27 protein-coding genes and 2 tRNA genes are annotated in these 23938 nt (G+C 31.5%); 3 read left to right on the top strand and 26 right to left on the bottom strand.

Annotated features, from left to right (window positions below):
• Positions 1–101: 101 nt before the first annotated feature.
• Entirely contained in the window at positions 102–524 is a 423-nt protein-coding gene (locus tag AAHM86_RS04610; protein ID WP_342267436.1) for a hypothetical protein, read from the bottom strand.
• Complete coding sequence (locus AAHM86_RS04605) at positions 508–897, bottom strand: helix-turn-helix domain-containing protein (protein ID WP_342267435.1); 390 nt, start codon at positions 895–897, stop codon at positions 508–510. The genes AAHM86_RS04610 and AAHM86_RS04605 overlap by 17 nt, the downstream gene beginning before the upstream one ends.
• A gap of 264 nt (positions 898–1161) precedes the next feature.
• Between AAHM86_RS04605 and AAHM86_RS04600 the strand changes: the two genes are divergently transcribed.
• Genes AAHM86_RS04600 through AAHM86_RS04590 form a run of 3 tightly spaced genes read left to right on the top strand, consistent with a single transcriptional unit; the run spans position 1162 to position 3796 of the window.
• Positions 1162–1638, top strand: coding sequence for a hypothetical protein (locus AAHM86_RS04600; RefSeq protein ID WP_342267434.1), 477 nt, complete (start codon positions 1162–1164; stop codon positions 1636–1638).
• A 23-nt stretch (positions 1639–1661) separates the two neighbouring features.
• The gene (locus AAHM86_RS04595) at positions 1662–2075 is read left to right on the top strand and encodes a hypothetical protein (RefSeq protein ID WP_342267433.1); all 414 of its coding nucleotides are present in this window, start codon (positions 1662–1664) and stop codon (positions 2073–2075) included.
• Entirely contained in the window at positions 2060–3796 is a 1737-nt protein-coding gene (locus tag AAHM86_RS04590; RefSeq protein ID WP_342267432.1) for a glycosyltransferase family 2 protein, read from the top strand. The genes AAHM86_RS04595 and AAHM86_RS04590 overlap by 16 nt, the downstream gene beginning before the upstream one ends.
• Positions 3797–4055: 259 nt before the next feature.
• Here the strand turns inward: AAHM86_RS04590 and nuoH are convergent, their stop codons facing one another.
• The 24 genes from nuoH to rpoH form a co-directional block, all read right to left on the bottom strand.
• The gene (gene nuoH / locus AAHM86_RS04585; protein ID WP_341748258.1) at positions 4056–5087 is read right to left on the bottom strand and encodes an NADH-quinone oxidoreductase subunit NuoH; all 1032 of its coding nucleotides are present in this window, start codon (positions 5085–5087) and stop codon (positions 4056–4058) included.
• Positions 5084–7132: an NADH-quinone oxidoreductase subunit NuoG gene (gene nuoG, locus AAHM86_RS04580; RefSeq protein WP_342267431.1), complete on the bottom strand. Its 2049-nt coding sequence runs from the start codon at positions 7130–7132 to the stop codon at positions 5084–5086. Before nuoG ends, nuoH begins: the two co-directional genes overlap by 4 nt.
• A 297-nt stretch (positions 7133–7429) precedes the next feature.
• Positions 7430–7783 carry a TrbC/VirB2 family protein gene (locus tag AAHM86_RS04575; RefSeq protein ID WP_342267430.1) on the bottom strand — a complete coding sequence of 118 codons (354 nt, stop codon included), beginning with the start codon at positions 7781–7783 and terminating at the stop codon, positions 7430–7432.
• 244 nt (positions 7784–8027) lie between these two features.
• A complete protein-coding gene (locus tag AAHM86_RS04570) occupies positions 8028–9353 on the bottom strand; it encodes an MFS transporter (protein WP_342267429.1) in 1326 nt (441 codons plus the stop codon).
• Between the two features lie 120 nt (positions 9354–9473).
• Complete coding sequence (locus AAHM86_RS04565; RefSeq protein ID WP_342267428.1) at positions 9474–9968, bottom strand: ATP F0F1 synthase subunit B; 495 nt, start codon at positions 9966–9968, stop codon at positions 9474–9476.
• Positions 9968–10447 (bottom strand): ATP F0F1 synthase subunit B', encoded by a 480-nt coding sequence (locus AAHM86_RS04560; protein ID WP_341748044.1) that lies wholly within the window; start codon positions 10445–10447, stop codon positions 9968–9970. The genes AAHM86_RS04565 and AAHM86_RS04560 overlap by 1 nt, the downstream gene beginning before the upstream one ends.
• A gap of 6 nt (positions 10448–10453) precedes the next feature.
• Entirely contained in the window at positions 10454–10678 is a 225-nt protein-coding gene (locus tag AAHM86_RS04555) for a F0F1 ATP synthase subunit C (RefSeq protein ID WP_341748043.1), read from the bottom strand.
• A 91-nt stretch (positions 10679–10769) separates the two neighbouring features.
• Entirely contained in the window at positions 10770–11498 is a 729-nt protein-coding gene (locus AAHM86_RS04550) for a F0F1 ATP synthase subunit A (RefSeq protein WP_342267427.1), read from the bottom strand.
• The gene (locus tag AAHM86_RS04545) at positions 11498–11785 is read right to left on the bottom strand and encodes an AtpZ/AtpI family protein (protein WP_342259863.1); all 288 of its coding nucleotides are present in this window, start codon (positions 11783–11785) and stop codon (positions 11498–11500) included. The genes AAHM86_RS04550 and AAHM86_RS04545 overlap by 1 nt, the downstream gene beginning before the upstream one ends.
• Before the next feature lie 212 nt (positions 11786–11997).
• Positions 11998–13194, bottom strand: a complete 1197-nt coding sequence (gene hemW, locus AAHM86_RS04540) for a radical SAM family heme chaperone HemW (protein WP_342267426.1) — start codon at positions 13192–13194, stop codon at positions 11998–12000.
• Positions 13195–13352: 158 nt separating this feature from the next.
• Entirely contained in the window at positions 13353–13589 is a 237-nt protein-coding gene (locus AAHM86_RS04535) for a hypothetical protein (protein WP_342267425.1), read from the bottom strand.
• 184 nt (positions 13590–13773) lie between these two features.
• Positions 13774–14283 (bottom strand): hypothetical protein, encoded by a 510-nt coding sequence (locus AAHM86_RS04530; protein ID WP_342267424.1) that lies wholly within the window; start codon positions 14281–14283, stop codon positions 13774–13776.
• Between the two features lie 3 nt (positions 14284–14286).
• On the bottom strand, positions 14287–15483 hold the full coding sequence (locus AAHM86_RS04525; protein ID WP_342267423.1) for an IS3 family transposase: 1197 nt from the start codon (positions 15481–15483) through the stop codon (positions 14287–14289).
• A gap of 82 nt (positions 15484–15565) precedes the next feature.
• The gene (locus AAHM86_RS04520) at positions 15566–16636 is read right to left on the bottom strand and encodes a hypothetical protein (RefSeq protein WP_342267422.1); all 1071 of its coding nucleotides are present in this window, start codon (positions 16634–16636) and stop codon (positions 15566–15568) included.
• A gap of 357 nt (positions 16637–16993) precedes the next feature.
• Entirely contained in the window at positions 16994–17899 is a 906-nt protein-coding gene (locus AAHM86_RS04515; RefSeq protein WP_342267421.1) for an LD-carboxypeptidase, read from the bottom strand.
• Between the two features lie 67 nt (positions 17900–17966).
• Positions 17967–18041, bottom strand: a tRNA-Thr gene (locus tag AAHM86_RS04510).
• Between the two features lie 152 nt (positions 18042–18193).
• Positions 18194–18529, bottom strand: coding sequence for a YraN family protein (locus AAHM86_RS04505; protein ID WP_342267420.1), 336 nt, complete (start codon positions 18527–18529; stop codon positions 18194–18196).
• 205 nt (positions 18530–18734) lie between these two features.
• A tRNA-Met gene (locus tag AAHM86_RS04500) sits at positions 18735–18811 on the bottom strand.
• 62 nt (positions 18812–18873) lie between these two features.
• Positions 18874–19350, bottom strand: a complete 477-nt coding sequence (gene rpsI, locus AAHM86_RS04495; protein ID WP_341748113.1) for a 30S ribosomal protein S9 — start codon at positions 19348–19350, stop codon at positions 18874–18876.
• A 6-nt stretch (positions 19351–19356) separates the two neighbouring features.
• Positions 19357–19824, bottom strand: coding sequence for a 50S ribosomal protein L13 (gene rplM, locus AAHM86_RS04490; protein ID WP_341748112.1), 468 nt, complete (start codon positions 19822–19824; stop codon positions 19357–19359).
• A 123-nt stretch (positions 19825–19947) separates the two neighbouring features.
• Complete coding sequence (locus AAHM86_RS04485) at positions 19948–21189, bottom strand: PQQ-binding-like beta-propeller repeat protein (protein ID WP_342268383.1); 1242 nt, start codon at positions 21187–21189, stop codon at positions 19948–19950.
• A gap of 293 nt (positions 21190–21482) precedes the next feature.
• Positions 21483–22136, bottom strand: a complete 654-nt coding sequence (locus AAHM86_RS04480) for a DUF2659 family protein (protein WP_342267419.1) — start codon at positions 22134–22136, stop codon at positions 21483–21485.
• Positions 22137–22164: 28 nt separating this feature from the next.
• A complete protein-coding gene (gene ybgF / locus AAHM86_RS04475; RefSeq protein ID WP_342267418.1) occupies positions 22165–22917 on the bottom strand; it encodes a tol-pal system protein YbgF in 753 nt (250 codons plus the stop codon).
• A gap of 67 nt (positions 22918–22984) precedes the next feature.
• Positions 22985–23869, bottom strand: coding sequence for an RNA polymerase sigma factor RpoH (gene rpoH / locus AAHM86_RS04470; protein WP_342267417.1), 885 nt, complete (start codon positions 23867–23869; stop codon positions 22985–22987).
• Positions 23870–23938 lie beyond the last annotated feature (69 nt).

The raw sequence follows: 23938 nt of genomic DNA, 5'->3' as shown, positions 1-23938 counted from the left end.
ATACATTTTATAAAATTCTCTAATCGCACTTTACTCTTTATATGCGTATCTTCCATTCTAAAACCATTACTTTTGCACCCTTTAAAGGCTACCTCGATATCCTATCTCTTCCGATATATTTCAGATACGTTTGACATGTTCTTACTATACACTATCGATAGATATTTTCCGCTTGCTAATTTGATATGATCAAATTTCACTGGGACAGAATAAAACCTTGTAGAAAAATTTCTTATCTTTATTTCTTTCATGCTATCGATCCTAATCCATTGACCTTGTTTATTAACTATTCTATTTGTCCTTCTCACCCTTAATGCATAATTAATATTTTTATTGTGAAGATAGGTAATTAATTTCTCATTATCAAATTCCCTATCTCCTAATATTCCCTCTATCTTTTCCCTACCAAATTCCTCTATAAATTTCGATATTACTGCAATTTGATCGTCTGCCGTACATACTCCTTTATAAGGAATTATTTTATATATTAATGGCATAGCAATTTTATTATATGATACCGACAATACTAATATATTTCTTATGTAAATTGTAATCAGGTTTTGCTTCATGGGTTCTCCGAAAACTCCTAACGATTAGATTTAAAGATTCATAACTACCCTGATAACCTGATATCTTCAACTGTTCGTATAGCTTCTTACCAGTCATCCTACGTCTGACTGGTTCTTTGATATTCTCTGCTAATAGTTGATTTAACATCGCAAGATATTCACCCAAAACTGGCTTAGCTTTAGTATATTTGGCTAATTCAAATTTGGTTGCATCACTGCGTATAACTTTCTTAACGGTATTTTTTGATATATTAAGCTCTTTGGCAATTGCTTTAATTGCTTTGCCATCAACATGATACATTTTGCGTATTTTTGCAATTGATTCCACGATAAACACTCCCTAAAAACTCCTTAAAAAAATATTTTTTAAGAATTAAAAAAAAAGATTCACAATAAAACGGACAATTACCTTGTTACAAAACCCGGACATTTTAGAATGTTATTGACAAGATTTTTGAAAATTTTTTATAAGAAATTCAATTTTTATATAGAACTTAAGATTATTTATTAGTTGAAAATTTATTAAAATATCTATTTATTAAATTTATAATAGTTGTATTTTAGTAAATTTAAACTATTAATTGTTATTTGGGTGAAAACAACAACCATATTTATACTCCTGTTTATAATTTCTGTAACAAACAAGATTTATGCATCAGCTTGGTTAATTGACTCAGGCAAGTACAAATATACGGTTACTGCTAGCAATATTGATAAAAATTCTAAAAATATTAAACAAGTAAGAGCCAATCTTTTTCTACAAATTCAGTGTAAATTGGCATATTTAAAAGATCGTATTAAGTTGGTTAATAATTCATCGGCTCTTTATAATAAGTTATTTAGGCAAATTCAATTTTTAGAGCGTATATCTAGAGAAATATCCTCATACCAAGACGAATTAATGCGAATTTTTGCTATCGAATATGGAATTAATAAAAACCAAATAGGAATTCAATTACTTTATAAAGAAAATAAATTCCAGGGAAGTAATGACATGAACTACCTGTCTAATAATAAAGAAATTGGTATATTTTTAAAATTAAGCTCTTTCAGAACACTAATAGGATAGTCTCAGTTCAGCCAAGAATATATATGACCAAAGATGGTTGCCAGCAGCAATTTTCTTATGAATTATTATTGCTATCAGCATTTTCCAAAAAAATTCGTACAATTTCAGTATTTGCTGAAAGTGTTTTTAGTTTTGGGCAAGACCTAAATAACCCATATACAAGAAGAAGTTATTATAGTTTTTCAATATCTGAAGGCATTGAATTTCAAAATGGCATTATGTTAGTAGACTTTACCAAATATTATACTAGGAGAAATTACGGTTCTATTTATAATAGAACTTTATATAAGCAATTTTCAATTGCAAAAAAGATTAAATTTGGTAATCTAAAGAAGAATAGCCTAACAATACAAATAGGGTATTTTTGTGATAAAAGCCTAATTAATAAGCATTATAAAATATCAGGAGTAATATTTTCAATATGGATGGATGTATAAAAAATATTAATAGAGAATTTTTAGATATTCTACTAAAAGAACAACTACTTACAGATTTACAAATATCTCACGTTAAGTTCAAATTAATTGATAGTACTGGAGAGAATGATTTTTTTAACGTGATAATTGCAGAAGGAATTATTAATAATGAGATGGTTATAGATATTTATGCAAAAATTGATCAATATGTAGAAAATGGTTATTTCATTTATGAAAACGATACAAGCAATAAAGAGCTTGCTATAAATGACCTAGCTTATTTAAGGAAGTTATCAACAATACATTATAATGTACAGATTAATTTGGTCAGAAAGAATGACTTCTATCAGATACTTGAGCAGAATTTTAGCCATTTGAATATAATCAAATCCAAATATTTTCTTGAATTTATCTCAGTATACATGGTAGCAAAAAATATCAATTACACTAAGTCAATTATCATATTTTTTGTGATATATTTTGGAATATTATTTAATTTTAAACATCTTTTTCATCTGATTAACATTATTTGCTATTTTTCACAAAATACTTTAAAAATTATACTATTTAACCAAGCTGTAATTACACAAAATACAGAGTTTAAAAATAGTGATATCTCCATTTTCAAAAATGATTCTCTACCCATTTACACTATTTTACTTCCATTATATAAAGAATCAGGCAAACTAAAGTCCATTATTAGTTATGTCACTAATATTAATTACCCTAAACATAAATTAGATGTCAAAATCATTATTGAAGCAGATGATTATTTGATGATTAAGGAAAGTATCCTATATGAATTACCTTCTTATATACATTTGCTTAAAGTACCTTTTAGTTTACCTAGGACTAAACCTAAAGCCCTTAATTATGCCATGCAATATTGCAGAGGAAAGTATGTAGTAATATATGATGCAGAAGATAGACCTGATGCTGATCAACTCCTTAAAGCAGTAATAGCCTTTGATGAATTACCAAAAGAATATGTTTGTTTGCAGGCTAAACTTAACTTCTATAATGAGAATGAAAATTTACTCACTAAACTTTTTAGCATAGAATATTGTTTATGGTTTAAATATCTTCTGAAAGGTTTAAGCTTGATGGACTTACCAGTAACTCTTGGAGGAACTAGCAATCATTTTAAGGTTGACGCCTTACAAAAAATAGGTTTTTGGGATGCTTATAATGTTACTGAGGATGCTGATTTAGGAATTAGATTATATTCTTTTGGTTATAAAGTTCATATGATAGATTCTTATACTTTAGAGGAATCACCTATAAATCTTATAAGTTGGATAAATCAAAGATCTCGCTGGATAAAAGGATTTATCCAAACATTTTTGGTATTTCTTGCCCAAAAAGACAAATATAAAAGGTTTAAATTTTATCAAATAACTACTATTTTCATTTTTATTGGTTTTTCTTCTTATGGTTTTTGTTGTTTACCATTTCTAATACTAACTATTAAAATTAATACATTCGCCATAATTAATTATTTATGGATAATTAACAGTTTTTTTGCTTTTTCATACCTTTACGGAAGTGCTTTTTTTATTTTACTGACTAAAAAAGGTAAAATAACTAATTTTCGAGTATTAGATATTGCTGCCTTGTTTGTGTGGCCTTTGTATTTTCTACTACATACGATAGCAAGTTATAAGGCAATTTGGGAGATTATTTTCATACCCTTCAAATGGGATAAAACTCAGCATGGGATTAGTACTCTAGACCTTGAATAAATCAGGGTATATACTCGGTCAACTTCAAGAATTAAGGTCGTCGTGTCTAAATATCCATAGTACCCTACATTTTTCTATAATCGTCATAGCAAGGCTCTTTAGATGCCGTGGCGATCCAGGTAAACAGCGCGGAAGCTGTTTTTTTTAGAAGTAACCGCTTCGTGTATTCTAGATTGCTGCGTCGCCGCTTTTTCGCGACTCCTCGCTAATAAACGATCAGCAGCCATTTTAATAGTGGTTATATAAAAAATGTAGGATACTATGGCAGAATAGTATGGTTTGGTAAATTATCGGTAAACATTAGAACGCTTGATACTAACACCACCCAAAATAAGGTAAAAGGTAAAAATACTTTCCAACCTAAACGCATTAATTGGTCGTAACGATATCTAGGCAATGTTGCTCTTATCCATAAAAAACAAAATAATAAAACCCCGGTTTTTAGTACAAACCACATAAAACCTGGCACAAAATTTAAGACTTTAATGCCAAAAGGTGGCAAATAGCCACCTAAGAAAAATGTGGTGGTCATACCGCTAGCTAAAATCATATTAGCGTACTCACCAAGAAAAAATAATGCAAATCCCATGGAAGAATATTCAACATTATAACCAGCAACTAGCTCAGACTCAGCTTCTGATAAATCAAAAGGCAATCTGTTCGTTTCTACAAGTACTGATATGAAGAATATTACTGCCATAGGTAACAACATCAAATCAACCCACCAAGGCAATAATTGTTGCCTTTCTATGATTTCTGAAAGATTAAGCGTCCCCGTTGTTAAAAGTACAGTAACAATCACTAACCCTATAGATACTTCGTATGAAATCATCTGAGCCGACGAGCGAACAGCCCCAAGGAAAGCATATTTCGAATTACTTGCCCAACCCGCTATGATTACACCATAAACAGCTAACGATGAGATTGCCATAATATACAAAACACCAACATTTATGTTAGCTAGTACAAGTTTCTTATCAAAAGGTATTACCGCCCAACCAATTAAACTAAGTACAAGGGTAATCATAGGTGCTAGGGTGAATAATATTTTGTCAGCTTGGTTTGGTATAATTGTTTCTTTAAATAATAGTTTTACTGCATCGGCAATTGGTTGCAATAACCCAAAAGGTCCTACTACATTTGGACCTTTTCGGAGTTGCATTAGCCCTATTACTCTTCGCTCAGCATAGGTAAGGTAAGCTACGCACAGCAAAAGAGGAATAGTGATAGATAAAACTTTCAAAGCTACAATAATTAATGGCAATAGATATTGTTGAAAGAACGATATCATGCAACTTTTTCCCTTTCTTGCTTTGACTCCACACATTTTGCCATAGTAACAGATGCTCTACTAATCGAGTCTGTCATATAGTAATTTATAGGTTTAGTCACTATATCAGATTTAAGTAAATTATCGAGGGAGGTAAATTTTATAAAATCACAGCTCATTATCTCAGAAATATTGGCAAATACCGGGAATTCTGCAGCCAACCTAGTTCTTATTTCATCTAAATTATTCATGCCAAGATTTAGCCCTAAACTATTAGTGAGATTCTTTATAATAACCCAATCTTCTTTCGCTTGTCCTACCGGACTAGTTGCTGCCCTGGCATATTGTGGTCTTCCTTCAAAATTTACGTAAATAGCATCTTTTTCTGCATAGCTACTAGCAGGAAAGATTACATCTGCTACATTTGCTCCATTATCACCATGATGTCCTTGATATACTACAAAAGATGATTTTATTTTGTTCATATCAATTTCATCACTGCCTAGTAAATATACAAACTTAATCTCACCCTTTTCTGCCTTTTGTAAAATTTCAGAAACACCATTACCGCCGTTTTTAGGGCTAAAGCCTATGTCTAAACTACCGACCATTGATGCATGATTATGCAGTATATTAAAACCATTCCAATCATCTCTAACTATCTTATATTTATCAACCATTTGGTGAATGAGTGCCAAAATAGCATAGCCATCATCTCGAGAATATACACCATCACCAATAATTATAACTGGATTTTTTGCATGTTCTAATTCCTTAGCAAACTGATGTTCCTCTGATATTATTGCCTTAATTATGTTAGGGCTAGCCCCTAATTCATTTATATAGTAAGTTTGGTTAGTAATATTGCCAATTCGAGCTACTTTTAGCTTTCCTTCTCTTTGCAATATGCCAATACGAGCATTCAGGACAGGAGCTACTTGCCTGATATTTGCACCAATTAACAAAGCTAGATCAGCTTCTTTAAGTCTAGAAATTGTTATGTTAAATAGATAGTTCCCCCTACTAGATTGGTCTATTTTATAATTAAACTGGTTGCTGTCAAAATTGTTACATCCAAGCTTCTGTAACAATGTTTTTAATAAAAACATTGATTCGGTACAGGCAAGTGTTCCAGCTATTGCCGCCATTTGATTACCGGCAAGAGACTTTAATTTTTGTGCTACTAGTGCAATAGCATCACTCCAAGAAGCTTCAACTAATTTACCATTTTGTCTTATATACGGAGAATCTAACCTTTGGTATTTCAAGCCATCATAAGCAAATCTTGCTTTATCTGATATCCATTCTTCATTGATATCATCATTAACCCTTGGTAATATCCTCATTACTTCAGATCCCCTACTATCAACCCTTATATTACAACCTTGTGCATCCAATACATCTATTGACTCAGTCTTTGTTAGTTCCCAACTACGAGCTTTAAAAGAATAAGGCTTGGAATTTAATGCTCCAACTGGGCAAATATCTATAATATTGCCTGATAATTCCGATTCAAGACTACGTTCAAGATACGAGGTTACCTCCATATGCTCTCCCCTGTAAAGAGTTCCTATCTCCTCAACTCCAGCAATATCAGTGGCAAACCTTATACATCTAGTACATTGTATGCATCTAGTCATATGAGTCTTAATCAAAGGTCCCATATACTTATCTTTGACTGTTCTTTTATTCTCCGAAAATCTAGAACTTGCTTTACCATATTTAAAGGCTTGGTCCTGTAAATCACACTCACCTCCTTGATCACAAATAGGACAATCTAGGGGGTGATTAATCAATAGAAATTCCATCACTCCTTCACGAGCCTTTTTAACACCTATGGTATTAGTGTGGATAACCATACCTGAAGTGGCAGGCATAGCACAAGAAGCAATGGGCTTGGAAGATTTTTCCATCTCCACCAAGCACATACGACAGTTACCGGCAATCTTCAAACGTTCATGAAAACAAAAATGTGGGATTTCTATACCAAGCTTGCTGCAGGCACGAAATACGGTTGTGCCTTCCTCTACTTCGACTTCAGTACCATCTATAGTAAGTTTTATCATGATATATTGTATTTTATATTATACCATTTCCCAAAACTAAATTGCTACTCGGAGTACGAGTGTCGAACACCGGAGCGTACATACTAGTACGTGAGGAGCGGAGATCATGAAGTACGACAACGTGATAATTAGTTTTCGGAAATGGTATTACGTCGAAATTATACCACATTATATGTTACTCACTAATCTAAATTTTCCAATTTTGCAAAATTAACTAACAAAAAGAAAGCAGAGATATGTATATCATAACTTTTTAGGCTATTTTTTAGATCTCCGCATTTAAGATGAAAAGACTACTTAAGTTCCTTTACATGCATCAGTACCGGCAGCACTACCAGCTATCATGTTTATAATTTCGGGAGCCTTAAACAATATTATAACACCAGTCACAATAACCAATGCAACTTCCCATTTTAATTGTCCTCTGAGAGTTTGAATCCCTAGAACAACTATACCAATAATTGCTATACCACGAGCTGTATTACCACGAAATGTTTTGATCATCTTACACAATACATTACCTACTGGATCAGCAGTAGTAGCAAAAGCATCCGATGCTGTAGTAATTAGAGCAATGCTACAAAGAATAAACAGCAAACGCCACACAAAACTACTATCAAACTGTTCAGAATAGGACCTACAAATATTCATATTTTACCTCGTTAACGAATTGTTTTAGACATGTGAATGATTCTATACTGTACATTTTTACAGTTCAAGGATTAATATAGGGTGATCGTAATCTAATTAGATAATTGCTGGAGAAGCAAGGTTTACGTGGTGTTTTAGTCACAATTTTTGCAAGTTTAATTAATACTCCCGATGTTATCCCTGCACTTTCGGATGTCATCAACTATGATTTTAAACCGATGTCTTACATTAAATTGAGGTTACACTATGTAGTTCTCTTTTGTGGGTAACTTCTAGAGTCTTTTTCTAACTTCTCAAAATGCAATAGCCCGTAGGCAAAAGCTATAATTGTAGGAATCATAATAATCAATATCCCCCAATTGCCAAAATAGTCAATAATATAAATGAAACCAAAAGAAGTAATAACGTACATCAAAGCACGAGATACAGAAAATATCACGCTAACACAGGTAAAACGTTTAAATACAGGAAAGCTTTTATAAAAAATTGGAGCAGCAGAGGTATGACAGTACTTAAATAAAATAATGACTATCTGAATGAAAAATAGCTCAAACGGAAAATTAAGATTATTTAGCCAATATGGACAAAATAAAATAACAATAGAATATATAATAAGTATAATTTTTGCGGTTAATAATGGATATACTCTGTAACTTACATAAGATAATATTGATAAGATTAAGAACTCTAATACAGAGACAATAAAATTATGATGAATAACCTCAGTTGATGTATAACCAAAATTAGTCTTGAGAATAGTACCACAATGCAGATAGATAAAATAAAAACATACCGGTGTAGAACACTCTAATAAAAAGAACGCTATTATTGTTTTTTTATTAATTTTTTCATTAACGACTGGATCATTATATAATGCTTTTATATCAATATTAGCTTTCTCATATTTCTTTTTTAGTATAAGTTTTGCATTAGCAAATTCAGGTGTTTCCCGCAATGTTGTTTTAGCAGCAAAACCAATCAATGCCACTATTGCACCTATCCAAAATGCTAGACGCCAGTTAAAACCATAGGAAGTAACAAGTGAGGCAATTCCTAAAGCACCCATACTTCCTAAGGTAGCAGATAGCCCTACAAATGTCACACTTACATACTGGATTGGTGGCTTAGTTGTTTCGGTTAAATAAAGTCCTGCCCCTACTATCTCCCCCATAGATGTCATGCCTTGAACAATACGGCAAATTGTTATTATCCAAGTAGCAGCTACTCCTATTTGAGCATAGGTAGGAAGATTAGCCATGACAAAACATGATACAGCCATCATAAAAGTTGTAATTATAACAGTAGATTTGCGTCCTATATTATCACCCAACCAACCAAATATTAAGGCACCAACCGGCCGAAAAACAAAGGTAGTACAAAAAGCAAAAGACATCATTAAAGAAGTGAAGTGAGAATCAGCAGGTTCAAAAAACAACTCATTAAGAAACGCTGCCATATGAACATATAACATCAAGTCAAAATATTCTAAAAATGTACCAATTGAAAGTAAGCCCACTGCTTCTTTCTGTTCTCTAGTTAAACTTCTCTGTTCATGCGGATACTTTATCATTTATTTTTCTCCTTTAATGTTAAAATGAGCTTATATATTCTGCTACTTTAAAGAATTGGAGTTTATAGTTATTATGCAAATTCAGGATAAGAATTAACTAATTCTTATCCTGAATTGGGTTTATTGTATAAATTTTTCAGATACTGGATTTTCCATGAGTCTCTTAGCTATCTCACTATCTGATATGGAATCGTTTTTTGTAGATCGCATATAGATAGTTACTAATTCTACCATTTTATCACAAAACTCAGATTGTAGCATTTGAGAAGCTTCTAGTTTTTGTCTATTCATTAAATCTATAGTCTCAAGTTTTTTGCTTTCTAGAAACTTATCAATTTCTTCGTTTTGCTGCTTAATTATATTATTGGCAGTTTCTTTGCCATCTTTGATCATTTTTTCTCTTAAAACTTCAATCTGTTGTATTTGGGCTGTAGCATCTTCAAATAACAACGTCATATCTTCGTTAAGTTTTTGGGCTTCTAAAACTTGGTCTTTGATGGCCATAATTTTGTCATCTAACGATTTTAAAATTATATTTTTTATTGGTCTATAGACTAAATACACAAAAATTAGGGAACAGACGGCTAGCCAAAATTTTTCGTCAAACAATTGCATTATTTTATCTTTTTGTAAGATTCTTTTAATAACTCTAAATCAACTTCTTGATTAGTAATTTTTTGAATTAACAATTTTGCTAAATCGATGCATGAGTCATTTTCATTAATCCAAAATAATTTATTAGTTGTTTCTATATCATGACGATTATTGGCAATTTGTGCTTTCAACTCATTATGGAGTTGAATTTTTTTTGATAGAAGAGATGCTTCCATTGCATCCCTAGCTTCTTTTTTAATATTTTCCACTATATTTGATATCTCTGCTAGTGTATTTGCATATTGCTTATGCAAGTCATCAGCTTTTTCCCCAAGACTTTCTGCACTAGCAATATTGCTATCTATATAAGCTTGCCTATTCTCAAGAATCTTTTCAGTTAGCGGTGCAATGAACTTATGAACTAGAAGGTATAAGATACTAAAAACAACTACCAGCCAAAAGATTTGCGAACAATAAAAGGTAACATCAAATTGAGGCATAGTTACTTAGGAAAATATCAACAAAATTGCAATTACGAACGAGAATAAGCCCATAGCTTCCGTAAGTCCAGCTCCAATGAATGCCATTCTTTGTAATTGATCAGTAGCTGAAGGATTACGGGCAATTGAAGATAGCAATGCACTGAATATACTACCTACACCAATGGCCGCACCTGACATACCAATAGCCATTAATCCTACACCAATAAATTTTAGAGACGTTCCGTCCATATGTAAACTCCTAAATATAAAAAATTCTAGGTTCTTGCATATTACTGCATTTTTATCTATAAGACCATAAAAATGAAGTCATACGCAGAACCTAATGTGAATTTACAGCATCATTCAAGTATACACAAGAAAGAATTGTAAATATATAAGCTTGAAGTATTGCTATAAAAATTTCAAATCCAATAAGGATCACAATTAGTGGAATTGGCAAAAATTTAAAGAAAATCATTAATGAAACTATAAATCCTGCCATCACCTTTAGTAATATATGTCCTGCTACCATATTAGCAGCTAACCTTAAAGATAAACTTATAGGTCTTGCTAGATAGGCAAATAATTCTATCAAAATCATAAGTGGAGCTAACCAAGATGGCGTACCTTTAGGCAAAAATATTGATAAAAAATGTATACCGTAATTAATAAAACCGATAATTGTAACCATAAAAAATATCATAATTGCTAAGGCAAATGTTACTATAATATGGCTAGTAACAGTGAATCCGTAAGGAAGCATGCCGAGCAAGTTACATAACAAAATAAACATAAACAAAGTAAAAATGAACGGTATAAACTTACGTCCCTTTTCTCCAACATTTTGATTGAGCATCACTGTAATTATATCATAAATTATTTCAGCACTAAGCTGTAATCTAGATGGTATAATTTTTTCGCCTTTTAAGGCTAAATAAAAATAGGAAAGACCTACAACTCCAGCAAGCAACATAAACAAACTAGAGTTAGTAAAACTAATATCGAAACCAAATAAATTAATTTCTACTAGTTTCTTTATTACAAATTGATCTAAGGGACTATGGGACATTATTTCTTATTTAGTTTTTGCCAAATTATTTTAAAACCTGCAAGCATACCTATCAACAAAAATATTATAATACAAAATGGTTTAGAATTAAACAATTTATCTAATGTAAAACCAACAATAAACCCCAGCATCACACTAGAAAACAAATCTAACGCTATAGCCAACGCATCAATTTCTTTTTTTGGATTAAGTTTAGGGTGAAAATGATTATTTGTTCGATTATTTGTTTTAAGTTTCTTAATCCTTTTTTGTATCTTATCTAACTCTTTCTCTTTTTGTTCCAACATATACATTAATACAAAGAAGTCTATTTAAACCTCAATTTCGGATTAATGAAATTAATCCGAAATTGGAATGAGAATGTAAACAATCAGGCTTAAAGCGGTTTGACACCTGACTATTAAATATTTCATTTACTAATAATAGATTAAAATACATTCGTAGAATCGCTTCAAGAATGCATTTTTCTGATATTCTAGCCAGTTTTGGATTAAAAATTTTAATCCAAAACTGAGGTTTTAAATAACCTTGGCACTATATAGCTATGTAACATTAGACCTTTGTTTGTAAGATTAATATGACCTTTATCACCTAATCCCTCATCCCACCTAAGTAAACCTAGCTTTTTATAGTATGTTGCCTTTTCCATATCTAAAATCTTAAATAATTGTTTACCAATTCTTTTCTGTATACTATCAATAGTTAAACCCTTTTCAAGACGTAGTCCCATCATCAACATTTCTGCAATTATTTCTTGCATAGAAAGTTTATTAATCTGCTGAATACCACATCCTAAACTGTCAACAGCTTGTAACCATTTTTCTGGTTTATGCCACATCATAATACTATATAGATTAGATGTAAAATTACTATCACACATGTTAACCCTGCTGTGGCTACCCGGACCTACACCTAAATAGTTGTCATATTGCCAATATGTTAAGTTATGTTTACATTCATGACCTAATATAGCATAATTTGATATTTCATATCTAAGATATCCTTGGGACTTTAAATAGCAGTTAGTCCACTCATAATGGTCAGCTGCTTGATCTGAGTTTGGTATAGTCAGATTTCCCTCGTTAAACAATTTGTAAAATAACGTACCCTTTTCGATTACCAGTTGATACAGTGAGATATGACCTGAGGCAAGTTTCATGGCATTGGTAAGTTCATCTTGCCAACTTTCTAGAGTTTGGTTACTTCTTGCATAAATTAAGTCAAAAGATATTCTAGGGAAAAGATGGCGAGCTGTCTCAATAGCTTTAATTGCTTGCCCTACATCATGTTGTCGTCCTAAACTCTTTAAGTCATCTTCCACTAGAGACTGGACGCCAATTGACACACGGTTTATTCCAGCTGATCTAAAGTCCCTAAATTTTTCAGTCTCAAATAAAGTGGGATTTGCTTCTAAAGTAATTTCTGTCTGCTCATCTATTGTTGCTAGATTTGCTATTTTTTTAATTATTCCTTCAACAACAAATGGCTTCATTAAAGATGGAGTTCCACCTCCAAAGAAAATAGATTTTATATATTTATGACCTATAATATCCTTGAAATGATCAAGCTCTAGTTCATAACATTTCAACCATGTATCATGATCTACTTTATCTACAACATGAGAATTAAAATCACAATACGGACATTTTGACAAACAAAATGGCCAGTGTATATATATTGATAAAGGATTTTTCATGTTTATGCTTAGTTGAAAATTACTTCAGCTCATCTTTTACTATCACTACTTCCAAACCCTTTATTTAGATATATTACCATACGTAAACAATAGTAGCATGTTAGCATCGATATGTTCTTTGAGAGGTGGATAGGTGATCAGATCATAAGATTGTACATCTACTTTAACCGGTAAGTTACTGTCATTACTTCACCATTCTTAATCAAATTAGCGGCAATAGCTACCTTAAGTACGGTATCTAGGGTAATGGTTGATAGTATCACCCCCTTATATTCTAGGTAGTCTTTAAGTAACCTGAATTCGATGTAACAAGTTACATCGAATTCAGTGTTATATATAGAAACAATTAGGTTTGAAGCAGCTGCCCACCTGATTGTTAAAATATAACACTCCATTCAATATGTGATTTTAATTATTATCATCATTGGATTCAAAACAAAATAGCAGAAATTGGTAAATTATCTGAGGCCATTTCCATGTTCTTTGTCACCTAATTCAATTTGATGTACCATATTTCATAACTATTTTATTAAACGATCGACATATTCGATATTATGGTAGATATTCATCAAATAGATCTTATATTCCTGATAGACTTACTTCAAAAATATCAGGCAGAGGTGGAACAAATCCAACATTATCACGAGTTTGAAATTGTAAAATTTTAATAGACCGTTTTGGTGATATGCCTTCTTCTCTTTGGTATTCAACCGCGTCTTTCCATTTTTCTGCTACTAATGCCGCAAACTCTGAATGTATTGTTGCAACATCTTGTTTACATTCAAAGCCTACACCTTCGACTTTTATGCTGTATCCCTTGTTGCTCAATTTATAGTCTTTTAATACTTTATTGACCTCTCGTTGTGTTGCAATAGTTTGTCGCTCAATATATGGATTATTAGTTTCAAATAGAATGACAAACTCTTTTTTATCTCCATACTGACCATTAATAATATTCTCAACTAACTTTCTTGCAGCGTCACGGGCTGTACTAGTAGTGTTAGGCCTTTGGTATTGTTCTGCTAATGTATGATACTGGACTGAAAAATCAAGACAAAAAAATAATAATGTTGTTTCCCATTTTTGCATTTTTCAAGCTGCAATTTGTTCATAATTTTGTATAGAATTTAGATAGATATTCATAGGCTTTTTGTAACCAATACTTGAATGGAATCTTCTATAATTATAGTGATTGATGTAATCATCAATACCACTCTTTAGCTCTTTAACATCTTTAAAATCATTAATAAATATACAATTATATTTTAAAGTTCGGAAAAATCTCTCTATAATTATATTATCAATACTTCTTCCTTTACTATTCATCGAAACTTTAATGTTATGCTCTTGTAAAATTTCAATGTGTTCATGACTAGTATATTGACTGCCCTGATCACTATTAAATATCTGCGGTGCAGGATATTTGTTAAGTGCATCATGCAATACTTCAGTTACCAAACTTACATCCATACTATTTGACAATTTATAACTCAACACAGCTCTACTATGCCAATCTATAATTGCCGCCATGTACATAAATCCCGAATTAGTTCTAACATAAGTGATATCTCCGCTCCAAACCTCGTTAGCGTTAGGTACATCTACAGTTTTACTTGTACCTAGATTAGACCAATATTTATCAAGCAAATAACTATAAATTTTATGCTGTTTATCTTTTCCAGATGTTAACTTTTTCCTCTTTGGATAAATAGCCTCTATGCCAATCATGTTCATATATTTTAGAACCCGATCCTTACCAATAACCAAGCCATCTTCTAATAATTGTCTATGGATATAACGATAACCAAATTCAGGATTATCAGTATATATTTCATCTATTTTATTTAAAATATTTAAGTTATACCCACTAAATGGTTTTGCTTTATAGTACATTGAAGAACGATTAATCTTTAATAATTCATATTGCCTTGTCTTTGGTAACATTGCTAGCTTGGAATCGACAAGTTCTTTTCTATTTGATAAGTCCAAGCTTTGTAGCTTTCCCACAGCCCAATCTCTCTCTACTATTGTTTTTCCAAGAGTTTTCGCTAATTCATCATTTTGTTCTTTCAGCATATTAATTTGTTCCTGATATTTACTTACCAGTTTTGCTGGTTCAAAAGCCAATGCTGCATTTGATATAAATTGTTTTTTCCAATTACTAATTGTCTTGGAGTTTATCTCATATTTTGATGCTATCACTGATAATGGACTCTCTTCTTTCAGCACTTCTAATACTATCCTAGTTTTTTCTTCAGCACTAAAAACTCTTACTTTTTCTTTTGTCATTTTTTCTCCTAATTTTTTCTTATTATTTTATCTTAATTAGGAAACTTTTAACTCTATTTTTTTGTCCATTTTCTTCAGTCCATTATATATCGACTATAGTAATGGTTTTACTATCATTTAATAGATAAGTAGTAAGTAAATCTTTGGACATTAAAGTTTCTGTTAATTTTCGACTTTCTCCTTCTGCATAATTAGGATACACTCTACCAGGAAAATATCCTGGGGGACATTCATCTTTTGTCTTATATTGGATAAATGGAGATGATTCGTTCAATCTGATACCATGTCGTGCAGCTAAGCCTTTTATATATTCCTTACCTTCTGTCACACGAGCTAGATCCTCTCCTATAGGCAGAGAAACATCCAATGTATCTAAGTCAGTTTTTGCTTTATAAGCTTCAATCAACTTATCACGTACTGTAGGCGTAATTCCATCAATATTAGCCCATAATTCTCGTGCTCCTGTTAATATTGCTGTTTCTCCGTTCACTTTAATATTACATTTTGATAATATATTATGGTAATCTATTATCCAAGCCATTACGCCTATACGAGATGCCCCGGCAATCCAAGCACTGTCATATTCCTGATGTTCTGGAGTTTCGCGATCAATTAGACGTAGTACTTTAGCACCAGCTAAATATTCTTTCTCATACTTTTTCATCCAGTCTTGGGAAGATAGCTCATTACGTTCCTGGCCAGGTTTACGACCAAAAGCATTCTGAGAAATATAGAAAAGGAAATCCATGATATCTTGTTCATCTAATCCTGTTCCTTTTCCAAGGTTTTTACGTAATATTTTAGCATTAAATTTGCTAGGATCACTTTGATCAGCTTTAGATTTTTTTATTGCAGGATATATCTGTTTAAAAGTTATTACAGGATCCTTTACTCCTAGACGATTAATATCCTGCCATAGCTTTTCCGGATGAAAATATCCTGCGATTTGAAGTTGCTTTAATAAGGCTTCTTGATGTTCTGTTGCACTTATATCTTGACCTGCTTTTTTATAACCTGTAAAACCCAATTTAGTTGCAGCTAATTCGAAATGAGATGGTTTTGTAGACTTTGTATATCTATCATAAGTAAAATAAGTAGTAGGAAACAAAACCCCGACAACAGGTATTAGCTTGTAAAAAGTATGTTTTGCCATATTTACCCTTTTGGTTAGAATTTATATTAATTTCTTAAGTTAAAGTATCTCACTTGTCAAACGTATTTTTAGGGCAGTTTAAAAAACCCAACTTTAACCTATGTCTATAATTGTTAAAATTTTCTCTAGTTTCAGTAATTTTGAAGGAAAAATGCATTATTAAAGTGGCTAACGCGAATGCATTTTAAACCTTTCTAAAGCTAAAAACATGATTTTGAAAGATTAAAATCATGTTTTTAGCAAAATATTAATTTAACAATCAGATGCAGAGCCATCTCAAATCTGATTGTTTCGATAATTTCACCGAATTTGGGATAAGAATTGACAAATTCTTATCCTGAATTCGCGTAAGTTCTATTAAATAAACGGATTAGTGATTAATAATTTATTTTGACTAATAACAGCTGACGTACCTAATGGCAGTGGTAAATTTCGTGCTATATGTCCTATATCTTTTATAAAGAAGGCGGGTACTTGTGAATTTTCTACTGCAATTTGAATTGCCGTTTGTGTAAGATCTCTACCATCTTGTTCCTCTCCGTTTGTAAATTCACCGAAAAAAATTGCTTGGCTTTTTTCTAGAATTCTCACTTGTTTTAATTGTTCTAATCTTGCAAATATTCTATAACCTCTTTCTCCTACATCTTCAAAAATTAATATTTTATTGGTAGAATTAAGTTGCCAGTTTGTACCAAGAGAATATTGCACCATAGATAAATTACCACCAAGGATTTGTCCTAAAATTGAATCTCTATTCGTTAAATTTTTTGCTATTGCATTTATAGGATAAAGATCATAAGTAAAATTTTTAGTATTACCTAAAAGAGCATTGATTATATCAATGTGGTCTTGAGCATTTACGCCTCGCACTATTCTGTCTAAAACTGTAGCGTGTAAAGATGACCACCCTATTATTTGGTTAAAATATAAGTGTAACGCAGTAATATCGCTAAAGCCTACTAATATTTTATATTTATTGAACATATGAGGTTTCAAAAAAGGAATTAATTCCATAGAACCATATCCTCCTCTATAAGCCCATATAACATTTGAATCTAGATTTTGTAGAGCTGAAATAAAGCTTTGTAGTCTTACTTCTAATGTTGAGGCACTAAATACACTTGAATCATCAATAATATTATCTGCAATACTTATTTGTATATTATAATAATCCTTAAATAATGCTTGGATCTGATCAAAATATTGGTACATACCAAGCGTTTTTGAAGAAGGAGCTACAACATCTATAATTAATTTTTTCATTGACATCTCTTAAGGAATTTAAAATTATATCCTTTCTTAATTTAAAATAAAAATGTTGATACTAATATGGTGCCGCTAGTAGGAATTGAACCTACGACCTCATCATTACCAATGATGTGCTCTACCTCTGAGCTATAGCGGCCTAGTTTTAAGAGAAGTCTCAGACTATATGAGTATGATCTTTTTGACATATATTGCTTTATTGGTCAAGCAATAATTTTAAAATAATTACTTAGTCAGTTAGCATTTGAGTGTATAATTTAGATTCTTTTTCGTCTAGTAGAAAAAACCCTATTACCATGCGTTTTCAATAATAATTGGTATACTGTAAGGTTTAATAATTATTAGGTCAAATCTAACTTGATAATTTTGGTATTTTGGGTTAGAGCTTAAAAATATACTGGCAGATCTTTTTATTCTTGCTTGTTGATGAGTTGATAATATCCGATCATCAACGTCAGAACGTCTTGCTTTTACTTCTATAAAAACAAGTTGTTTTCCATGTAGGGCAATAATATCAATCTCACCAACATAATATCTTTTACGATGGTGAAGAATTTGATAAAATTTAATTTTATAAATAACAATAGCCACATACTCAGCTATTAAACCGAATGTAACCCTTTTCATAATAATGTTTGCAAGAACTTGAAGAATTTTGAGTACATTCACCGCATAATAGCATATATATCAAGTAGCACTAATGACTTTTACATATAAAATATAAAAAAATCACAGTATTCTTAATGCTTTAAAGAATTAGTTGTTGATTCTTATTATGAAAACCCCCATTACACAAAGTCGATAATAAACTACCACATGAATTAGCATTTTGTGGTAGCGAGGGAGGGATTTGAACCCCCGACACGCGGATTATGATTCCGCTGCTCTAACCAACTGAGCTACCCCGCCATGATGGAAAGAGCTTCAGAAAAATCACATGCTAGACAACTCCAAACAGATTATGTAAAATTTTAACGTTTAGAGAATTGAGTACTTTTTCTAGCTTTATGCTTACCATATTTTTTCCGTTCTACAACCCTTGAGTCTCTTGTTAAGAAACCAGATTTGCGTAAAATACTATGAAATTCTGGTGCAATTTTGTCAAGTGCTCTAGAAACACCGTGTAGTACAGCACCCAGTTGCCCTGATATTCCACCACCTCTAACAGTACATATTATATCATATTGCCCAGCAGTATTAGTTACAACAAATGGTCGCAAGAGAGATTTGGTATGAGCTTCACGAGTGAAATATTGCTCCATATTTTTTTTGTTGACAATTACCTTACCACTACCACTTTTTAACCAAACTCTAGCAATTGCACTTTTTCTTCTACCTGTACCATAGACTTTATTATCACTACTTCCTACAGGCGTTTTAGGCTTAACTAACTTACTCTGAACTGTATCACTTTTGGTTTTTTCACTTTGAACCTTTAATATTGTCATAATTCACTATTTTTTATTCTTTGTATTTTTGCTTGCAAAATCATAAAACTCAGGTTGCTGAGCTTTATGTGGGTGTTCATTCTCTGCATAGACATATAGATTACCCATCTGCTTTGATCCCAAAACATTTCGCGTAATCATTCTTTTTACAGCAAGCTTAACGACACGTTCAGGATATTTACTAGACAGAATTTTTCCAGCTGTTGTATCCTTTATCCCACCTGGGAAACCAGTATGGCGATAATAAAACTTACCATCTTTAAGGTCTGATTTTTTACCTGTCAAGCAAATATGCTTGGAATTAATTATTATTACATAATCTCCACAATCTAAATGAGGAGTGAAGGAAGGCTTATGTTTGCCGCGTAAGATCTTAGCTACTTCACTAGCAAGTCTACCTAATACAAGGTCTTTAGCATCTATGACCCACCACTTTTTCTGAATTTGTGATGGTTTTGCAGAATAAGTTTTCACGTTATATATCTTTATTAATTAGAATTAATGTTATCATTGTCCTCGCCTAAGCTATACTAAATAGCATTATAACCACTATTTTGTCAAGATAAATGTAAATATATATTTTACATAGTTTCTTGACTAATCGACAAACATAATTTTTTTATCAGTAGCAAAATACATACTACCACAGCAGGTTTTTCCATGATATTCAATATTTTTAGTAATTTTAGCAATCTGTGGAGTAGTGCTTAAATTACCATTAACATCTGATTGGAAACTATATAATTCACCTTTAGTGGAAATAATATTTAAATTCCACTCTTCTACCTCAGCTACCTTACCAATTATAGGGGTTAGGAATGATGAGGCTTTAACTTTTTTAATATCTTTCCCATCATTTAGATCTGCTACAAACTTGACTTTACCAAAATCAGTACTTATAGCAGCTATTTGTCCAGCATTATTTGTTATAAATAAACTATTACCCGCTAACAACATAGATTGCACATCATAAGCTTTGGTTTGCCAAAGAATATTACCCGTCATGATATCTAGCTTTACTATCTTACCAGCACTATTAGCTATATATATGTGAGAGTTATTGACAATAGGTTTGCATAATATAGATGCTGCCTCAAAATTTGGCAAGCCTATTTCTTGATGACTAGATAAATCGTTAGTCCATAGAACTTGACCGCTACCTGCTTCTAGAGCAAGAATTTGTCCTGAATTATAGTTTACTATTACATGATTATTTTGTACTATTGGGCTAACATGGTAACTTGATGACAAAGTTTCTACTACACCTTCATGTTGCCAAACAAAATTTAAGTTATCAATATTAATCGCTAATATTTGATTAGTTACTGTTTGAACTACAATAGTATAATTATTAATTAATACCGGTTTTACTCTAGTAATATCAGGCAACTCTTTTCTGATTATTTCATGACCTGACCTACTATCTAATACTACCAAGAATCTTGAACCATAGGTAACATATAGTTTATCATTGTGGCATAAGATCCCTCCACCAACATAATAATCACTCTTGTTAGTGCTGATATTATATGACCACATAATAGATTTATCTTTCATAGAAAAAGCGGAAATATTACCTTTAGTATCAATGGTATAGGCAACAGCTTTATTAAAAACTGGCTCTGATATTATTTTATATTTTGCAACAGTATATTCCTTATTTTGCAGCTGTTCAGGGCTAAATATATTTATTTTTACAGCAGAATCTATTTGAATTGTTTCATTACTTTCTACAGATAATCTAGGAGTTAATTCTACAATATTTTTAATCTTTTTAGCTCCAAGACCACAAGAAGTTAGAAGAAAAGGTAGTAAGAAAATAATTAATCGTTGTTTTATCATAATTTAAGCCTGTGTTATTACGCGAATTCGGTGAAATTATAGATTGCTTCGTCGACCTACGACCTCCTCGCTAATAGACGTTTTATAGACGTATATGTCTATTAGCGAGCGAACGTATGTGAGCGTGGCAATCCATTTTGCTAAAAACATGATTTTAAAAGATTAAAATCATGTTTTTAGCTTTAGAAAGGTTTAAAATACATTCGCAAAACCGCTTTAAGAATGCATTTTTCCTTATATTAAAGCCAATTCGGGATAAGAATTAGTTAATTCTTATCCTGAATTGAGGTTTATTGTAAGTTTGAAAGTAAAGCTTTAGCCTGCTCTTTAACTACTTGAGTTGTACTTTCTAGTGATATTACCTTTTTCAAAGTATTTTCTGCTAAATCTTTTGAGTTGTTGTTAATATACCAAATTGCTTTGATAATATTTGCAGTACCAAAGAATGGTTTATTCTCATCATCAAAATAATTTAAATATTCCTCGATTTCATTAATGTTTGCATTAGATAAATTTGTTTCGTCTATCATTAAACTTAACCAAATTAGACGTGCATATGCACTTGTTAATTCGGCATAATTCTTGTTATCAATAATTTTCTTTAATAAAGTTCTAGCCTCTATAAAATCTCCTTGTTGTATTTTTATACTGACTTGTTCGATAGCAGCAAGCTCTCCTACTTTATTATTACTTGTTTCAATTAAATTATCCAACGACTTTATGGTTAGGTCTTTGTTGTCATTGATAAGCGACATAGACTTAACTAAAATATCACCTGTCTTTTGATTATTCTTTATTTTCTTACCGTCAAGCCAATTGTTTATTAGCATAAATAATACGACTATTAGTGCGAGGATTATAGTTATAGGAAGAAGTTTTTTAAAGTAATAAAGTTTCTTTTCTTCATTTTTATCATTTAAGACTTCTTCTAAAATGTCAGTCATTATTATTTACCTTTTTGTTCATAAGAACCTAACGCTTACAAGCAAATTTGGTTCTTGCATCCTTAGCTCTTTTTATTGATGTAGCTGATCTACTCGGAAATTCTGTTTCAAGTTTATCAAGAATAGAGCATGCCTCTTGTATTTTCTTCAATTCCCCAAGAGATAATGCTAATTTTAACAATGAGTCAGAAGCTTTAGAACCTTTTGGTGATTGTTTGTAACCTTTTAGATAATTTATAGCCGCTTTATCAAACATATTACGTCTAAAAAAAGATTCTCCGTACCAAAAATACGCATTACTTACCAAAGGACTATTAGAGTAATTTTTTAAAAAATTTACAAACTTTTCTTCTGCATCGGTTAATTTATTATCTTTTAAAGAGGCAAGTGCTAAGTCATAAAGTTGCTTATCTTTTGCTATCCCCGAAATGGGTTTTGCAATATCATACGACGCAACTTCCTTTTGTACTTCTTTAGTATCTGGTATTTCAAAGACATCGCCAACTATAGAATCATCTGCTAAATTTTTTGCTGTACTGGTATCCTTAGAACTTATTACCTCTTGTTTTGTAGAGCCTAAAATTCTCTCTAATTTGGCAATAGTATGTTCAATTATTTCGACTCTGCCAAGTAAGTGCTGATTCTCTTTCTCCAAAATATCTAATCTTTCTGTGCAATCATTAGATGAATTAAATTTCAAATCTTTTCTAGTAATTTGATTTCCAGCAAATACTTGCGTAGAAATCAAAATAATCAATAAATGTATAGCAATTGCTTTCATGAATTAATATTTAATTTAATATATTGTAAAACCATCTGAGTATACTAGAAAAATTATAGTAATCCACTTAAACAACTTTTGGCATCTGTTGCAATATAAAGTTTTTCACTTTCTCAAATGCTGTGTTCTCAATCTGCCTAATTCTTTCCTTAGAGATTTTATATTCTATACTAAGAGTATCAAGAGTTTTTGGAGAATCTTTTAATTTACGCTCAGTGAGAATATGTAATTCACGATCATTTAATATCTTCATCGCTTGTGTTAGCAAATTATGTTTGTTAACAGAATCCTCTTGGCTAATTAATCTTAGCTCTTGACTTGGACGGGTTTCCGGTAAAAATTCAATTAGCTCGCTATCACTGTTATCATTTCCACTATTTACCAAATTATTCAATGATAAATCTGGACCAGATAACCTAGAATTCATTTCACTAACTTCATTCTTAGTCACTCCAAGTTCTTGAGCAATTTGAACAAAATCTTGATCTGTAACAGCTCTTGAATATAGGTTAGTGATTTTATGCTTAATTTTACCAAGGCTAAAAAATAACTTTTTTTGTGCTGCCGTAGTACCCATTTTAACCAAAGACCAAGATCTTAGAACATATTCATGGATTGAAGCTTTAATCCACCACAAAGCATAAGTAGACAAGCGAAAACCTAAATCAGGATTATATTTCTTTACTGCTTGCATAAGACCTAAATTCCCTTCTGACACAAGCTCATTTAGAGGTAGTCCATAATTTCTATATCTAACGGCAATTTTTGCTACCAATTTCAAGTGACTAGTTACTAGCTTATGAGCAGCTTCTAGATCATTCTGCTCAAGATAGGCTTTGGCAAGTAGAAACTCTTCTTCTTGTGAAAGTGACGGAACTTTATTGATCTTTTGCAAATATTGATAAAACCCTGATTCTGCAGAAATTACTGGCACACTGATTTTGTTAGTCATATAATACCTTTAAAATAGATTCCTTTACTTAGGGGATATACTAGAATGGGTACATAATATCATAAGTTT

The organism is Candidatus Tisiphia endosymbiont of Empis tessellata (assembly GCF_964031035.1).
Lineage (GTDB): Bacteria > Pseudomonadota > Alphaproteobacteria > Rickettsiales > Rickettsiaceae > Tisiphia.
Note: the sequence above shows the minus strand (reverse complement) of the source record. Positions and strands in the feature narration are given on the sequence as shown.

What these genes read in the sequence shown, in the direction of transcription:
- AAHM86_RS04595 (WP_342267433.1), top strand. Translation starts at nt 1,662, where the DNA reads ATGACCAAAGATGGTTGCCAGCAGCAATTTTCTTATGAATTATTATTG.
- AAHM86_RS04590 (WP_342267432.1), top strand. Translation starts at nt 2,060, where the DNA reads ATGGATGGATGTATAAAAAATATTAATAGAGAATTTTTAGATATTCTA.
- nuoH (WP_341748258.1), bottom strand. Translation starts at nt 5,087, where the DNA reads ATGATATCGTTCTTTCAACAATATCTATTGCCATTAATTATTGTAGCT.
- nuoG (WP_342267431.1), bottom strand. Translation starts at nt 7,132, where the DNA reads ATGATAAAACTTACTATAGATGGTACTGAAGTCGAAGTAGAGGAAGGC.
- AAHM86_RS04575 (WP_342267430.1), bottom strand. Translation starts at nt 7,783, where the DNA reads ATGAATATTTGTAGGTCCTATTCTGAACAGTTTGATAGTAGTTTTGTG.
- AAHM86_RS04570 (WP_342267429.1), bottom strand. Translation starts at nt 9,353, where the DNA reads ATGATAAAGTATCCGCATGAACAGAGAAGTTTAACTAGAGAACAGAAA.
- AAHM86_RS04565 (WP_342267428.1), bottom strand. Translation starts at nt 9,968, where the DNA reads ATGCAATTGTTTGACGAAAAATTTTGGCTAGCCGTCTGTTCCCTAATT.
- AAHM86_RS04560 (WP_341748044.1), bottom strand. Translation starts at nt 10,447, where the DNA reads ATGCCTCAATTTGATGTTACCTTTTATTGTTCGCAAATCTTTTGGCTG.
- AAHM86_RS04555 (WP_341748043.1), bottom strand. Translation starts at nt 10,678, where the DNA reads ATGGACGGAACGTCTCTAAAATTTATTGGTGTAGGATTAATGGCTATT.
- AAHM86_RS04550 (WP_342267427.1), bottom strand. Translation starts at nt 11,498, where the DNA reads ATGTCCCATAGTCCCTTAGATCAATTTGTAATAAAGAAACTAGTAGAA.
- AAHM86_RS04545 (WP_342259863.1), bottom strand. Translation starts at nt 11,785, where the DNA reads ATGTTGGAACAAAAAGAGAAAGAGTTAGATAAGATACAAAAAAGGATT.
- hemW (WP_342267426.1), bottom strand. Translation starts at nt 13,194, where the DNA reads ATGAAAAATCCTTTATCAATATATATACACTGGCCATTTTGTTTGTCA.
- AAHM86_RS04535 (WP_342267425.1), bottom strand. Translation starts at nt 13,589, where the DNA reads ATGGAGTGTTATATTTTAACAATCAGGTGGGCAGCTGCTTCAAACCTA.
- AAHM86_RS04530 (WP_342267424.1), bottom strand. Translation starts at nt 14,283, where the DNA reads ATGCAAAAATGGGAAACAACATTATTATTTTTTTGTCTTGATTTTTCA.
- AAHM86_RS04525 (WP_342267423.1), bottom strand. Translation starts at nt 15,483, where the DNA reads ATGACAAAAGAAAAAGTAAGAGTTTTTAGTGCTGAAGAAAAAACTAGG.
- AAHM86_RS04520 (WP_342267422.1), bottom strand. Translation starts at nt 16,636, where the DNA reads ATGGCAAAACATACTTTTTACAAGCTAATACCTGTTGTCGGGGTTTTG.
- AAHM86_RS04515 (WP_342267421.1), bottom strand. Translation starts at nt 17,899, where the DNA reads ATGAAAAAATTAATTATAGATGTTGTAGCTCCTTCTTCAAAAACGCTT.
- AAHM86_RS04505 (WP_342267420.1), bottom strand. Translation starts at nt 18,529, where the DNA reads ATGAAAAGGGTTACATTCGGTTTAATAGCTGAGTATGTGGCTATTGTT.
- rpsI (WP_341748113.1), bottom strand. Translation starts at nt 19,350, where the DNA reads ATGACAATATTAAAGGTTCAAAGTGAAAAAACCAAAAGTGATACAGTT.
- AAHM86_RS04480 (WP_342267419.1), bottom strand. Translation starts at nt 22,136, where the DNA reads ATGACTGACATTTTAGAAGAAGTCTTAAATGATAAAAATGAAGAAAAG.
- ybgF (WP_342267418.1), bottom strand. Translation starts at nt 22,917, where the DNA reads ATGAAAGCAATTGCTATACATTTATTGATTATTTTGATTTCTACGCAA.
- rpoH (WP_342267417.1), bottom strand. Translation starts at nt 23,869, where the DNA reads ATGACTAACAAAATCAGTGTGCCAGTAATTTCTGCAGAATCAGGGTTT.